Annotated in this window: 14 protein-coding genes and 1 tRNA gene; 5 read left to right on the top strand and 10 right to left on the bottom strand. The window is 64.6% G+C overall.

Features of this window, described 5'->3' with window-relative positions; genetic code table 11:
• Nucleotides 1-122 precede the first annotated feature (122 nt).
• Nucleotides 123-198 (bottom strand) — tRNA-Lys (locus G3572_RS10980).
• 97 nt (nt 199-295) lie between these two features.
• Between G3572_RS10980 and dapF the strand changes: the two genes are divergently transcribed.
• Both dapF and mtaB read left to right on the top strand, forming a co-directional pair.
• A complete protein-coding gene (gene dapF, locus G3572_RS10975) occupies nt 296-1,141 on the top strand; it encodes a diaminopimelate epimerase (RefSeq protein WP_164611722.1) in 846 nt (281 codons plus the stop codon).
• A complete protein-coding gene (mtaB, locus tag G3572_RS10970; protein ID WP_164611720.1) occupies nt 1,138-2,406 on the top strand; it encodes a tRNA (N(6)-L-threonylcarbamoyladenosine(37)-C(2))-methylthiotransferase MtaB in 1,269 nt (422 codons plus the stop codon). Before dapF ends, mtaB begins: the two co-directional genes overlap by 4 nt.
• A gap of 75 nt (nt 2,407-2,481) precedes the next feature.
• On the opposite strand, the gene ugpC is transcribed toward mtaB, so the two are convergent.
• The 4 genes from ugpC to ugpB form a co-directional block, all read right to left on the bottom strand.
• Entirely contained in the window at nt 2,482-3,540 is a 1,059-nt protein-coding gene (ugpC, locus tag G3572_RS10965; protein ID WP_164611718.1) for a sn-glycerol-3-phosphate ABC transporter ATP-binding protein UgpC, read from the bottom strand.
• 3 nt (nt 3,541-3,543) lie between these two features.
• Nucleotides 3,544-4,413 carry a sn-glycerol-3-phosphate ABC transporter permease UgpE gene (gene ugpE, locus G3572_RS10960; protein ID WP_164611717.1) on the bottom strand — a complete coding sequence of 290 codons (870 nt, stop codon included), beginning with the start codon at nt 4,411-4,413 and terminating at the stop codon, nt 3,544-3,546.
• A complete protein-coding gene (gene ugpA, locus G3572_RS10955; protein ID WP_164611715.1) occupies nt 4,406-5,287 on the bottom strand; it encodes a sn-glycerol-3-phosphate ABC transporter permease UgpA in 882 nt (293 codons plus the stop codon). Before ugpA ends, ugpE begins: the two co-directional genes overlap by 8 nt.
• A gap of 78 nt (nt 5,288-5,365) precedes the next feature.
• Entirely contained in the window at nt 5,366-6,661 is a 1,296-nt protein-coding gene (ugpB, locus tag G3572_RS10950; RefSeq protein WP_164611713.1) for a sn-glycerol-3-phosphate ABC transporter substrate-binding protein UgpB, read from the bottom strand.
• Between the two features lie 259 nt (nt 6,662-6,920).
• Between ugpB and G3572_RS10945 the strand changes: the two genes are divergently transcribed.
• Genes G3572_RS10945 through arsH form a run of 3 tightly spaced genes read left to right on the top strand, consistent with a single transcriptional unit; the run spans nt 6,921 to nt 9,055 of the window.
• Nucleotides 6,921-7,262, top strand: coding sequence for an ArsR/SmtB family transcription factor (locus G3572_RS10945; protein ID WP_164611711.1), 342 nt, complete (start codon nt 6,921-6,923; stop codon nt 7,260-7,262).
• Nucleotides 7,259-8,278, top strand: coding sequence for an ACR3 family arsenite efflux transporter (gene arsB, locus G3572_RS10940; RefSeq protein ID WP_164611709.1), 1,020 nt, complete (start codon nt 7,259-7,261; stop codon nt 8,276-8,278). Before G3572_RS10945 ends, arsB begins: the two co-directional genes overlap by 4 nt.
• 60 nt (nt 8,279-8,338) lie before the next feature.
• A complete protein-coding gene (gene arsH, locus G3572_RS10935) occupies nt 8,339-9,055 on the top strand; it encodes an arsenical resistance protein ArsH (protein ID WP_164611707.1) in 717 nt (238 codons plus the stop codon).
• A 101-nt stretch (nt 9,056-9,156) separates the two neighbouring features.
• On the opposite strand, the gene cysW is transcribed toward arsH, so the two are convergent.
• The 5 genes from cysW to nrdF form a co-directional block, all read right to left on the bottom strand.
• On the bottom strand, nt 9,157-9,984 hold the full coding sequence (cysW, locus tag G3572_RS10930) for a sulfate ABC transporter permease subunit CysW (protein ID WP_240335509.1): 828 nt from the start codon (nt 9,982-9,984) through the stop codon (nt 9,157-9,159).
• Nucleotides 9,984-10,826 (bottom strand): sulfate ABC transporter permease subunit CysT, encoded by an 843-nt coding sequence (gene cysT, locus G3572_RS10925; RefSeq protein ID WP_164611705.1) that lies wholly within the window; start codon nt 10,824-10,826, stop codon nt 9,984-9,986. The genes cysW and cysT overlap by 1 nt, the downstream gene beginning before the upstream one ends.
• On the bottom strand, nt 10,823-11,824 hold the full coding sequence (locus tag G3572_RS10920) for a sulfate ABC transporter substrate-binding protein (RefSeq protein WP_164611703.1): 1,002 nt from the start codon (nt 11,822-11,824) through the stop codon (nt 10,823-10,825). Before G3572_RS10920 ends, cysT begins: the two co-directional genes overlap by 4 nt.
• The gene (locus tag G3572_RS10915; RefSeq protein ID WP_164611700.1) at nt 11,821-12,915 is read right to left on the bottom strand and encodes a sulfate/molybdate ABC transporter ATP-binding protein; all 1,095 of its coding nucleotides are present in this window, start codon (nt 12,913-12,915) and stop codon (nt 11,821-11,823) included. Before G3572_RS10915 ends, G3572_RS10920 begins: the two co-directional genes overlap by 4 nt.
• Nucleotides 12,916-13,208: 293 nt before the next feature.
• Entirely contained in the window at nt 13,209-14,183 is a 975-nt protein-coding gene (gene nrdF, locus G3572_RS10910; RefSeq protein WP_164611698.1) for a class 1b ribonucleoside-diphosphate reductase subunit beta, read from the bottom strand.
• Nucleotides 14,184-14,200: the final 17 nt, after the last annotated feature.

Genomic DNA, 14,200 nt, shown 5'->3' with positions numbered 1-14,200 from the left:
TTCAACCCGTTACCAAGGCCCTGCGGGCACGGGAATGCACCCGCACGGCCCACCGCAGCGCCCGAAGCGCCAAAGCGTGCGCACGCGCGCCGCAGGGCATAATCAGCGATGTCGGGAAGTTGTGGTGAGCCGGACAGGATTCGAACCTGTGACCCGCTGATTAAAAGTCAGCTGCTCTACCAACTGAGCTACCGGCCCACAACTTGGGCGCTGATTAAGGTCAGCAGCGGGTGGGGTCAAGGGCAAAAGATGCAGCCTCTGGCAAATATCTCGCATCAGGCGTATACGCCCCTGCATGGACCATAAGAACGCGCCAAACGGCCTGCCCTTTGTGAAAATGCACGGCGCAGGCAATGACTTCGTGGTGATCGACTCGCGCGGGCGCGCGGAGGCGGCGGTCACGCCTGCGCTGGCACTGGCCTTGGGCGACCGCAATCGCGGCGTGGGCTTCGACCAGCTGGCCGAGATTCGCGACGGCAGCGACGGGGCCGATTTCAGCCTGGATTTCTGGAACAGCGACGGCAGCCGCGCAGGTGCCTGCGGCAATGCCACCCGCTGCGTCTCCGATAGGGTGATGCGCGGGCTGGGGCGCGATGCGGTGTCGCTCGTCACCGCGCGCGGCGCGCTGTCGGCCCGGCGTCTGGCCGATGGTCAGGTCTGGGTCAACATGGGCGCGCCGCAACTGGACTGGGCCTCGGTGCCCCTGTCCCATGCGGTCGATCCGCTCCACCTGCCGCTGGCGGGCGATCCTGTCGCCGTGGGCATGGGCAACCCGCATTGCGTGCTGTTCGTCGAGGATGCCGAAGCGGTCGATCTGGCCGGGCTCGGCCCGCGCTACGAACACGACCCGCTCTATCCGCAGCGCACCAATGTCGAGTTTGCCTCCCTCCTCGCGCCGGACCATCTGCGGATGCGGGTGTGGGAGCGTGGCACCGGCATCACCCTTGCCTGCGGCTCGGGCGCCTGCGCCACCGCCGTGGCCGCCCATCTGCGCGGGCTGACGGGGCGGCAGGTGACGCTGACGCTTGATGGCGGCACCCTGCAGGTGGACTGGCGCGACGATGGCGTCTGGCTGACCGGCCCCGTCGCCCATGTGTTCGACGGCTGGCTCACCCCCGAATTTCTGGCCGCCCACCGATGAACGCCCCCGTTTTCGCCACCCTCGGCTGCCGCCTCAACGCTTACGAATCCGAAGCCATGCGCGAACTGGCCGAAGCCGCCGGCCTGCAAGGCGCGGTGATCGTCAACACCTGCGCCGTCACCGCCGAGGCGGTGCGCAAGGCCAAGCAGGAAATCCGGCGGCTTTCACGCGAAAACCCCGGCGCGCCGGTGATCGTGACAGGCTGCGCCGCGCAGACCGAACCCGAAACCTTCGCCGCGATGGCCGAAGTCACCCGCGTGATCGGCAACCACGAAAAGATGCAGGCCGACACATGGGCGGGCCTCGCCGCGCCCGCAGGCCCCGATTTCGTCGGCCAGACCGAAAAGGTGCAGGTCGATGACATCATGTCGGTGCGCGAAACCGCAGGCCACCTGATCGACGGCTTCGGCCGTCACCGCGCCTATGTGCAGGTGCAGAACGGCTGCGACCACCGCTGCACCTTCTGCATCATCCCCTATGGCCGCGGCAATTCCCGCTCGGTCCCCGCGGGCGTGGTGATCGACCAGATCAAGCGGCTGGTGGACCGTGGCTTCAACGAGGTGGTGCTGACCGGCGTCGACCTCACCTCATGGGGCGCAGACCTGCCTGCCACCCCGCGCCTCGGCGATCTGGTCATGCGCATCCTGCGGCTGGTGCCGGACCTCGCCCGCCTGCGCATCAGCAGTATCGACAGCATCGAGGCCGATGACAACCTGATGCTGGCCATCGCCACCGAACCGCGACTGATGCCGCATCTGCACCTGTCCCTGCAGGCGGGCGATGACATGATCCTCAAACGGATGAAGCGCCGCCACCTGCGCGACGATGCCATCCGCTTTTGCGAAGACGCGCGCCGCCTGCGCCCCGACATCGTGTTCGGCGCCGACATCATCGCAGGCTTCCCGACCGAGACGGAGGCCATGTTCGACAACAGCCTCAAGCTGGTGGATGACTGCGGCCTGACCTTCCTGCACGTCTTCCCGTTCAGCCCGCGCAAGGGCACCCCCGCCGCGCGGATGCCGCAACTCAAGGGCCCCGAGATCAAGGCCCGCGCCGCGCAACTGCGCGCCAAGGGCGATGCCGCGCTTGCGCAGCACCTCGGCGCGCAATTGGGCCAGACCCACCGCATCCTGATGGAAGGCCCGCGCATGGGCCGCACCGAACAGTTCACCGAAGTGGACCTGACGACCGATCAGCCCGAAGGCCAGATCATCACCGCCACCGTCACCGCCCACGGCGCCACACGCCTGCTCGCCAGCGCCTGACCAGCAGCCCCGCCGAACCCACGCAAGGGGCGCGGGGGCAGCCCCCATTGGCCGCCCGCGCGCCTCTGGCGCAGCCTACAGCCGCTTGCCGGTATCGGGAGCGAACAGATGCCACCGCCCCTCTACAGGGGCCACCCGCAGCCGCTGGCCCCGCGCCGCCGCCGTCGCCCCCGGCAGGCGCAGCGTCATCGGCACATCCGACCCTTCGATCGTGCCATAGCCAAAGGCATCCGCGCCCAGCCATTCGACCGACCGCAGCACCACCGGAATCCCCGGCACGTCTTCGCCCACAACCTCCATATCCTCGGGCCGCAGCCCCAGCCGCACCTCGGGCCGCGCAGGCAGACCCGCAATCGGCAACCGGTGCCCCCCCGGCAGCATCGCCTCGCCGCCCTGCACCTGCACGGTAAAGATATTCATCGCCGGCGATCCGATGAAGCCCGCCACGAACTCGCTTGCGGGCGTCATATACACCTCCTGCGGGGTGGCGATCTGCTCGGCCACGCCCTTGTTCATCACGATCAGGCGGTCGGCCAGCGTCATCGCCTCCACCTGGTCATGCGTCACATACAGCATGGTCTGCCCCGTCGTCTGGTGCAGGTCCTTGATCTGCAGGCGCATCTGCACCCGCAGCTTGGCATCGAGGTTCGACAAAGGCTCGTCCAGCAGAAACGCCGCAGGCTCGCGCACCAGCGCGCGGCCCATCGCCACCCGCTGCCGTTGCCCGCCCGACAGCGCGCGCGGCTTGCGGTCAAGGTAGGGCTCCAGCTCCAGCATGGCGGCGGCCTTGGCCACCCGCGCCTCAATCTCGGCCGCAGGCATCTTGGCGATCTTCAAACCGTAGGCCATGTTCTCGCGCACGCTCATATGCGGGTAAAGCGCGTAATTCTGGAACACCATCGCAATGTCGCGCTGGCGCGGCTCCAGATCGTTCACCACGCGGTCGCCGATGGAAATCGTGCCGCCGGTAATGCCTTCCAGCCCCGCCACCATCCGCAGCAAGGTGGACTTGCCGCAGCCCGAAGGCCCGACGATCACGACGAATTCGCCATTGGCAATGTTCATGGTGATCCCGTGAATCACCTCTTGGCCGGCATAGCTTTTGCGCAGATCGTTCAGTTGGATATGTGCCACGTCTTATTTCTCCGTCTCGACAAGGCCCTTCACGAACCAGCGCTGCATCAGCACGACCACAAGGATCGGCGGCAGGATGGCCAGCACGGACGTCACCATGACAAGGTTCCAGGGGGTATCGGCATCGGCGAAAGAGATCATCTTTTTCAGCGCGATGACGATGGTGTTCATCTCGTTCGAATTGGTCACCAGAAGCGGCCACAGATATTGCGTCCAGCCATAGATGAACTGGATCACGAAGATCGCGGCCACATTGGTCAGCGACAGCGGCCACAGGATATCCTTGAAGAACCGCCACGGCCCCGCGCCATCCACGCGGGCGGCTTCCAGCAATTCGTCGGGAATGGTCATGAAGAACTGCCGGAACAGCAGGGTTGCCGTGGCCGAGGCGATCAGCGGCAGGATCAGACCGGCATAGGTGTCAATCAGCCCCAGATCGACCATCACCTTGTAGGTCGGCTGGATGCGCACCTCGACCGGCAGCATCAGGGTGATGAAGATCAGCCAGAAACACGCCATGCGGAACGGGAACTTGAAGAACACGATCGCATAGGCCGAGGCCATCGAGATCACGATCTTGCCCACCGCGATCCCCACCGCGATCAGCGTGGTATTGCCCAGAAGGCGCCACAGGCTGACCCCGCCGATGCGGTTGATCTCGCCCGAAAAGGCGGCGCGGTAATTCTCGAAGGCCTCCGATCCGGGCAGCAGCGGCAGCGGCGGCCGCAGGATCGTCTGCACCGAATGGGTCGAGGCGATGAAGACGTAATAGACCGGAAAGGCCACGATGATGACGCCAAGGATCATCCACAGATGCGCCAGCGTGCGGGCCGCTCCGCGTGCCACAAGGGGGCTGTGTGTGCCGTTATCCATAATGCACCCGCTTTTCGATGAACCGGAACTGGAAGGCGGTCAGCGCGATCACGATGACCATCAGGATCACCGACTGCGCGGCACTGTCGCCCATGATCAGGTTGACGAACCCGTCATTGTAGACCTTGTAGACCAGCGTTTCCGTGGCTTTGCCGGGGCCGCCACTGGTGACGGCATGGATGATGCCGAAGGTGTCGAACAGCGCATAGACCGTGTTCACCACCAACAGGAAGAAGGTCGTCGGTGTCAGCAGCGGAAAGACAATGGTCCAGAACGCGCGCCGCTTGGTCGCGCCGTCAATCGCCGCCGCTTCCAACAAGGATTTCGGAATTGCCTGAAGACCCGCGACGAAGAACAGGAAGTTATAGCTGATCTGCTTCCACGTCGCCGCAGCCACCACCAGCGCCATCGCCTGATCGCCGTCCAGCAGCGGGTTCCAGTTGATGCCCATCTGCCGCAGGGGCCATGCCAGCGTGCCGAAGGACGGGTTGAACATGAACAGCCACAGCATCCCCGCGATGGCAGGTGCCACCGCATAGGGCCAGATCATCAGCGTGCGGTAAAAGCCCTTGCCACGGATGATCTTTTCCACCTGCACCGCAAGAAACAGCGCGATGGCCATCGCGAAAAAGGCCACCAGCACCGAGAAGATCACCGTCACCTGCAACGCGTTCAGATAGGCCGGATCGTTCAGAACCTTGCGGAAATTGGCCAGCCCCACAAAGGTGCTCGACAGCCCGAACGGGTCTTCCCGCAGGACAGACTGGCGAAAGGCTTGCGCAGCAGGCCAGTAGAAAAAGATCAATGTGATGGCAAGTTGCGGGGCCAGAAGCAGCCACGGCAACAGCTTGTGCGGAAATACCGTCCGACGCATGCACAATCCTTGCATTGCAACAAAATGAAAAAGGCGCGCACCGGCCCATTACCGGTGCGCGCCAAAGGCAGGCCTGTATCAGCCGCCCGTTGCTTCGCGGATCGCCGCATTGCCGCGGGTGGCGGCGGCGGTGAGCGCCTCTTGCGCGGTCTGCTGACCGGCCAGCATCTTCTCGAACTCCTCGTTCAGGATGTCGCGGATCTGCGGCAGGTTCGGCGCGCGCACGCCCTTGGAGTTCTCGGTCGGCTCCTTGCCCATCATCTGGGTGATCGGCACCTCGCGCGCGGGGTTGGTTTCATAGAAGCCCGACGCCTTGGTTGCCTCGTAGGCCGCCATCGTCACCGGCAGATAGCCCGACTGCTCGTGCAGGAACTGCTGCACCTCGGTCTGCGACAGGTAGTTGAAGAACGCCCCGACGCCCTTGTAGACCTCGTCCGACTTGCCACCCATCACCCAGAGCGATGCCCCGCCCGGCACCGTGTTCTGCGGCGCGCCTTCGGCGGTGTCGTCATAGGGCAGCTGGCCGATGCCATAGTTGATCCCGGCCTTCACGATATCGCCCAGACCGCCCGAGCTTTCCGTCAGGATACCGCATTCGCCCGAGGTGAAGTTCTGCTTGGCTTCCGAGGTGCGGCCGCCGTAGACGAACACCCCCTCTTTCGCCAGATCGGCCATTTCCTGGAAATGCTTGACGAACAGCGGCCCGTCGACCGCCAGTTCCGGCGTGCCGGCCAGACCGTTCTCGTTGCTCGCCCATGACACGTTGTTCCACGCCGCGAAGTTCTCGGTGTGGATCCAGGTCAGCCAGGTCGAGGTATAGCCGCAGGTCGCAGCCCCGCTCGACTTGATCTGCCGCGCCGCAGCCCAGACCTCGGCCCAGGTTTTCGGCGGGTTGTCGACGTCGAGGCCGGCCTTCTCGAAGATATCCTTGTTGTAATACAGGATCGGCGAGGAGGAGTTATAGGGGAAGGACAGCATCTCGCCCGACGGGCTCGAATAATAACCAACGATTCCCGGCAGATAGGCGCTCTTGTCAAAGGTATATCCGGCCTCGGTCAGCACTTCGGCCACCGGCTTGATCGCGCCTTGCGCGCCCATCATCACGCCGGTGCCAACGTCGAACACCTGAATGATATCCGGCGCCTGTCCCGCGCGGAACGCCGCGATTCCGGCGTTGAGCGTCTCGGGATAGGTGCCTTTGAACACCGGCTTGACCACATAGTCGGACTGGCTGGCGTTGAAATCTGCCGCCATCTTCTCGACCACCTCGGAATTGGCGCCCGTCATGGCATGCCACCACGAAATTTCGGTCTGCGCCTGCGCGGCGACGGGCAGGGCCACAAGTCCTGCAACCACAAGCTTTACGGTTTTCATTATGTCATCCTCCTAAGATGTTCTGACCAAGCCCCTGTTCCCGAAAATTGCGACAAGCGCGTAACATTCGGCCTCCCCGAGGCAAGCTCATCGCAATGTTAACGATATTTTTGATCGACAAGTCAATTTTATTACACTCGCAGATTGTGCCCTTTCCGCCGCGTCAACCCGACGGAAGTTGCACCCCCACCACAGCCCCTTGACGGCCCGCGCACATCGGCGCATCAATCGCCTATCGACGATAGACGAAGGCATTCCGATGCAGGCCACAGACCCCACGCTTGCCGATCTGGCCCGCGCCCTGTCACACCCTGCCAGAGTCAGGATACTGCGGCTGCTTCAGGCCACGCCGGGCTGTATCGGCGGTGACATCGTGGGCGCGCTTGGCCTTGCGCAATCCACCGTCTCCGAACACCTGCGCATCCTCAAGGCGGCGGGCGTCATCACCGGGGAAATCGCGGGCCCGCGCATCTGCTATGCGCTCAATCCGGCGGCTCTGGCCCCGCTCGCCGCCTTCATCGCGGCGCTCGAACCCGCAGACGGCCCCTGCTGCCTTCCCCAAGCCTGCGCCCCCTCACACCGCAAATCGAGCGAATCATGACCTTGTTCGAACGCTATCTGACCCTCTGGGTCGCGCTCTGCATCCTTGCGGGTCTGGCGCTGGGAAGCCTCTTTCCCGCCGCCTTCGCCACCCTCGCCCGCCTCGAATATGCGTCGGTCAACCTCGTCGTCGCGGTGCTGATCTGGGCAATGGTCTATCCGATGATGGTCGCGGTCGATCTTGGCGCGCTCAAATCCGTGGGCCAGCGGCCCAAGGGGCTGATCCTCACCATGGTCATCAACTGGCTGATAAAGCCCTTCACGATGGCGGCCTTGGGCGTCCTGTTCTTCCAGCACCTGTTCTCCGGCCTGATCGACGCCGCCAAGGCCCCTGAATACATCGCGGGGCTGATCCTGCTGGGCGCCGCCCCCTGCACGGCAATGGTCTTCGTCTGGTCGCAGATGACGAAGGGCGATCCCAACTACACGCTGGTGCAGGTCAGCCTGAATGATCTCATCATGGTGGTCGCCTTTGCGCCCATCGTCGCCTTCCTTCTGGGCGTCACCGATATCGCGGTGCCGTGGGAAACGCTGATCCTGTCCACCCTGCTCTATGTCGTCATCCCGCTGGCGGCGGGCGCGCTGACCCGCGCCGCCCTGCTGCGCCGCGGGGGCGAAGCCGCCGTGACCGCCTTCACCGCCCGCATCAAACCCGCCTCGATGCTCGGCCTGCTGCTGACCGTGGCGCTGCTCTTTGGCTTCCAGGGCCCCGTCATTCTGGCGCAACCGGGCCTCATCGCCCTGCTGGCCGTGCCGATCCTGATCCAGTCCTACGGCATCTTCGCGCTTGGCTACGGGGCGGCCTATTTGTGGAACCTGCCGCATAAGATCGCCGCCCCCTGCGCGCTGATCGGCACATCGAACTTTTTCGAGCTTGCCGTGGCCGTCGCCATCGGCCTCTTCGGTCTCAATTCCGGCGCGGCCCTCGTCACCGTCGTGGGGGTGCTGGTCGAGGTTCCGGTGATGCTCTCGCTTGTCGCCTTTGCCAACCGCACGCGGGCGCGCTTCGCCCCCTGATCGCCGCAGGCCGGTCTCCGCACCGGCCTCCGCTCTGGCCCGACCCCGAAGGAAACCGCCATGACCGATACGCCCAACATTCCCGATGCCCTGCTGCCCGCCATCGACCATGCCGCGCTCCTGTCGCCGCAACGGTCCACCCATGCCCCGCGCATCCTGATCCTCTACGGCTCCCTGCGCCCCCGCAGCTTTTCCCGCCTCGCGGCGGAAGAGGGGGCGCGCATCCTCACCCGCCTCGGGGCCGAGGTGCGCTTCTACAACCCTTCCGGCCTGCCGCTGGTCGATGATGGGGCCGATGCCAGCCACCCCAAGGTGCGCGAATTGCGCGAACTGGTCGCATGGAGCGAAGGCATGGTCTGGTCCTCGCCCGAACGCCACGGCGCGATGACCGGCGTCATGAAGACGCAAGTGGACTGGATTCCCCTCTCCGACGGCGCGGTGCGCCCCACCCAAGGCAAGACGCTGGCGGTGATGCAGGTCTCTGGCGGCTCGCAAAGCTTCAACGCGGTAAACCAGATGCGGATACTGGGGCGCTGGATGCGGATGCTCACCATCCCCAATCAGGCCTCGATCCCCAAGGCGTTCCAGGAATTTGACGAGGCGGGCCGCATGCGCCCCTCGCCGCTCTATGACCGAGTGGTCGATGTGATGGAAGAGCTGGTAAAGTTCACCCTGCTGCTGCGCGACAGCGCGGGGTATGTGGTCGACCGCTATTCCGAACGCAAGGAAACGGCGGCAGAGCTTGCAGCGCGGGTCAACCTCTCGGCGGCGCTCTGAACGGGCACAGCGGGGTGCGGGCAAAGGTTAAGAACCCCTTAATCCCGCAGGGCCAACCCCTTGAAAACAAAGGGATGGCCCGCGTGTCACACAGGGGGCGCTCACGCCGCCCGCCGCCCCTCCAGCACCGCCTTGACCACCAGCGCCACCAGGGCCAGCAAGGTCAGCACCGAAGCCGCCGCAAAGGCCCCGGTCGCGTTCAGGTCGTTGAAAAGCAGCTCCACATGCAGGGGCAAGGTATTGGTCTGGCCCCGGATATTTCCCGAAACCACCGACACCCCGCCGAACTCCCCCACCGCCCGGGCCGTGCAGAGCACCGCCCCATACAGCAAGGCCCAGCGGATGTTCGGCAGGGTCACGCGGGTGAAGATCTGCCACCCGCTCGCCCCCAGCGTCACCGCCGCCGTCTCCTGCTCCGACCCCTGCGCCTGCATGAGCGGCAGCACCTCGCGCGCCACAAACGGGGCCGTCACGAACATCGTGACCAGCACGATCCCCGGCAGGGCGAACATCACCTGCAGGTCATTCGCCTGCAACCACGGCCCCAGCAACCCCTGCCGCCCATAGAGCAGCAGATAGCAGATCCCCGCGATGATGGGCGAGATCGAGAACGGGATCTCGATCGCCGTCACCAACAGCCCCCGCCCCGGAAAGCGGAACCGCGCGACCGCCCAAGCCGCCGCGATCCCGAAGGCGATGTTCACCGGCACCACGATCAGCGCGGTGATCGTGGTCAGCCAGATCGCATTGCGGGTGGCAGGATGCATCAGGTTCGCCGCATAGACCTGCCACCCCTCGCCAAAGGCGCGGGCAAAGATATAGACCAGCGGCGCCACCACGATCAGCAGGGTCAGCCCCACCGCCACCCCGATCAGCAGGCGGGGAACCCATGCGCTCTGGCCGGGGGCCATTACTCCAACCGCCTGCATCACACCCCCCTGTGCCGCGCCGCCCAAGCCTGCAGCCGGTTCGACACCAGAAGCAGCACCAAAGCGAAGAACAAGAGCACCAGCGCAATCGCCGCCGCCCCGTTGTAGTCAAACTCCTCCAGCCGGATGAAGGCCAGAAGCGCCGCAATCTCGGTCTTGAAGGGCAGGTTGCCCGCGATGAAGACGATGGCCCCGAACTCGCCCAGCGATCGGGCAAAGGCGATGGTGCACCCTGCCAGCCACGCGGGCAGGATTTGGGGAAACACCACGCGGGTAAAGATCGCAAGCTCCGACGCGCCCAGCGTGCGCGCCGCCTGCTCATACCCCGGGTCCAGATCCTCCAGCACCGGCTGCACGGTGCGCACCACGAAGGGCACCGAAGTGAAGGCCATCGCAAGGGCAATGCCCCAGATCGTGTAGACGATGGAAATGCCCTGCGGCTCCAGCCATGCCCCGATCCAGCCATTGGCCGAGAAGAGCGCGGTCAGCGACAACCCCGCGACCGCCGTAGGCAGCGCAAAGGGAACGTCCATCAGCGCATCCAGCACCCGCTTGCCGAAGAACTCGTAGCGCACCAGCACCCAAGCCATCAGCAGACCATAGATCGCGTTGAAGGCCGTCGCGATGGCGGCCGCGATCAGGGTCACCTGAAACGCCGCCACCGCGCGGGGCGAACTGACAATCGCCCAGAACCGCGCCGGGCCGATCTCGGCCCCTTTCAGGACCAGCGCCAGAACCGGGATCAGGATGATCACGGTCAGGTAAAGCAGCGTCGTGCCGAGGCTCAGCGTGAACCCCGGCAAGACGCGTTTCGCGCGGACGGGCGCGGCGGCAGTGGTCATTGGTTTACAAAGACCTGATCGAGGATCGCGCCATCGGCGAGGTGATCCTTGCGGATTGCATCCCAGCCGCCGAACACCTCGTCGACCGTTACCAGCCGCACTTCGGGGAAGTCGGCCGCGTATTTGGCAGACACCTCGGCATCATTCACCCGGTAGAAGTTCTGCGCCAGAATGTCCTGCGCCTCGGGGGTGTAGAGCCACTCGAGATAGGCCGTCGCAACCTCGGTCGAGCCTTTCTTTTCGGCATTCGCCGTCACCACAGCCGCCGGGAAGGCCGCGAACAGCGACAGCGAAGGGGTGATCCGCTCGAACCCCTTGTCGGCATATTCCTTGGCGATGCCACCCGTCTCGGCCTCGAAGGTCACCAGAACGTCACCCAGCTCGCGCTCGGCAAAGGTTTGCGTCGCGGCGCGGCCGCCGGTGTCGAACACCGGAACGGAGGACAGGATCGCCTTGACGAACTCCTGCGCCTTGGCATGGTCGCCACCGTTCTGTTCCAAGCCGTAGGCATAGGCGGCCAGATAGGTATAGCGCGCGTTGCCGCTGGTCTTCGGGTTCGGGAAGATCGGGGCCACGTCTTCGCGCGCCAGATCAGACCAGTCCTGAATGTTCTTGGGGTTGCCTGCGCGCACTAGGAAAGCGGGCAGCGAGTAATAGGGCGAAGCCCCGTTCGGCAGTTTCTCGCGCCAATCTGCCGCAAGCAGGCCACCCTCGGCCAGCACGTCGATGTCGGTTTCCTGATTGAAGGTCACCACATCGGCGGCCAGACCTTCAAGGATGGCGCGGGCCTGACGCGAAGACCCGCCGTGGCTTTGGTCGATGGTCAGGTCGCGGCCGGTGTCGGCCTTCCACTTGGCCGCGAACACGGGGTTCAGTGCCTCGAACAACTCGCGCGAGATGTCGTAGCTGACGTTCAGCAAGCTGTCTTGCGCGGCAACCGGGGCAGCCGCCCCGAGGCTGGCGGCCAGAACGGCGGCCCTGATCAATCCGTTTTTCATGTGCGTTTCTCCTTGAGACTGACAACGGGGCGCGGCGCTTCGGTCGGCGCTGTGCCTTCGAGTGAAAAGACCGCACCCGACAAGGGGCGCAGACGATAGGCGGAGCCGATGGCCAGATCGGGCGCTGAATGGCGCGGCAGATCGACGGGAATTTCGCGGCTGGTCTCGTGGCGCAGGGTGGCGCGGATCATCGCTCCGGTGCTGGTTTTGTGCGCCAGGGTCCAGGGGCTGGCGGCATCAGGCTCCAACGCGATGGCGTCGGGGCGCAGGAAAAGCTGCGCCGGACCGTCGGCCATTGCCCGCCGCTCCAGCCCGCGTGCATCGAGACCCGGCGCCTCGACCCGACCTGCGCGCAAGGTGACCGGCAACTCAACCACCGCCCCCATGAAGCGCGCGACAAAAGGCGTAGACGGGCGATCGTGGATCTGGTCGGCGCTCCCGATCTGTTCGATCCGCCCTTCGCCCATCACCACCACGCGGTCGGCCAGTTCAAAGGCCTCTTCCTGATCGTGGGTGACGAAAAGCGTGGTCGATCCGGTTTTCTGATGCACCTCGCGCAGCCAGCGGCGCAAATCGCGGCGGATGGCGGCATCCAGCGCGCCAAAGGGTTCGTCGAGCAAAAGCACCGCAGGCTCGATGGCCAAGGCCCTGCCAAGGGCCACCCGCTGGCGCTGACCGCCCGAAAGCTGCGCCGGAAAGCGATCGGCCAGATGCGGAATCTGCAGCAGGCCGAGCAGGTCATCCACCTTGGCCGCGATCACCGATTTTCCGGGACGTTCGGCGCGCGGGCGCACGGTCAGCCCGAAGGCGATGTTGTCGCGCACCGTCATGTGCGGGAACAGCGCATAGTGCTGGAACACAAATCCGATGCGCCGCTTTTGCGCAGGCAAGGTCAACCAGTCCTGTCCATTCACCTTGAGCGCACCGGCATCGGGCCATTCCAGTCCGGCGATGATCTTCAGAAGCGTGGTTTTGCCCGATCCGGAGGGGCCGAGCAAGGCGACCAACTCTCCGGCGTCGATCCGAAGGTCGATGCCGCGCAGAACGGCAGTCTGGCCAAAGTTTTTGGTCAAGGACGAGATGGAAATCATGGCGCGCGCAATCCTTTTGTGCTGCGGAGCTAGGCCCAAAGCCCCGCGCTTTCAACTCTGCAAGCCCTTGATTTCCCGGCAAGGTCAGGCGGGCGCGGGAATGTCGTTCCGGTCCTGTGCCGGATCATTCCTCCGTCGTCCGCCGAAGATGGAGGGATACGGAACACTGGTCCGCCAAGGCCGGGCCACCCGCGATCCGGTCCTTTTTGCGGTTTGGCGGATGCTGCCGGGCGCAGACATAAAAGCCCACGGGTTTCCCCGTGGGCTGCTGCCGATCCGGCGTGGCCGTGCCGTCAGAAATCCCAGTCTTCGTCCTGCGTCGCAACCGCCTTGCCGATGACGTAAGACGAGCCCGAGCCGGAGAAGAAATCGTGGTTTTCGCTGTCGGGCGACAAGGCGGCAAGGATCGCCGGATTGACCTCGCAGGCCGCAGGCGGGAAGAGAGGCTCGTACCCGAGGTTTTGCAGCGCCTTGTTCGCGTTGTAATGCAGAAAGGCCTTCACGTCTTCGGTCAGGCCGATGCCGTCGTAAAGCTCTGCCGAATACTTGGCCTCAATGTCGTAAAGATCGAACATCAGCGCGAAGGCATAATCCTTCAACTCGGCCTTGCGCGCCTCGGATTCACGCTCCAGCGCCCGCTGGAACTTGTAGCCGACGTAATAGCCATGCACCGCCTCGTCACGGATGATCAGGCGGATCAGATCGGCGGTGTTGGTCAGCCTGCCGCGGCTGGACCAGAACATCGGCAGATAGAAGCCGGAATAGAACAGGAAGCTTTCGAGAAAGACCGAAGCGATCTTGCGCTTGAGAGGATCGGCACCCGGTGCATATTCCGTCAGAATAGCGCGGGCCTTGGCCTGAAGATGGGGGTTGTCCTCCGACCAGCGGAAGGCCTCATCCACCTCTTTGGTGGAACAAAGCGTCGAGAAGATCGAGGAATAGCTGCGCGCATGCACCGCCTCCATGAAGGCGATGTTGGTCAGCACCGCCTCTTCATGCGGGGTCTGCGCATCGGGCATCAGGGCGGGCGCACCCACCGTGTTCTGGATGGTGTCGAGCAGGGTCAGGCCCGTGAACACGCGGATCGTCAACGTGCGCTCTTCGGGGCGCAGCATGGCCCAGCTTTGCACGTCATTCGAGAGCGGCACCTTTTCCGGCAGCCAGAAGTTCACCGTCAGGCGGTTCCAGACCTCCAGATCCTTGTCATCCTGAAGCCGGTTCCAGTTGATGGCGCGCGGCACGGCGAGAGGGGTGATCATATCTTTCATTTTCTGTCCTCAAATGT

Source organism: Pseudotabrizicola algicola (genome assembly GCF_010915705.1).
Lineage (GTDB): Bacteria > Pseudomonadota > Alphaproteobacteria > Rhodobacterales > Rhodobacteraceae > Pseudotabrizicola > Pseudotabrizicola algicola.
This window is presented reverse-complemented; position numbering and strand designations above follow the sequence as displayed.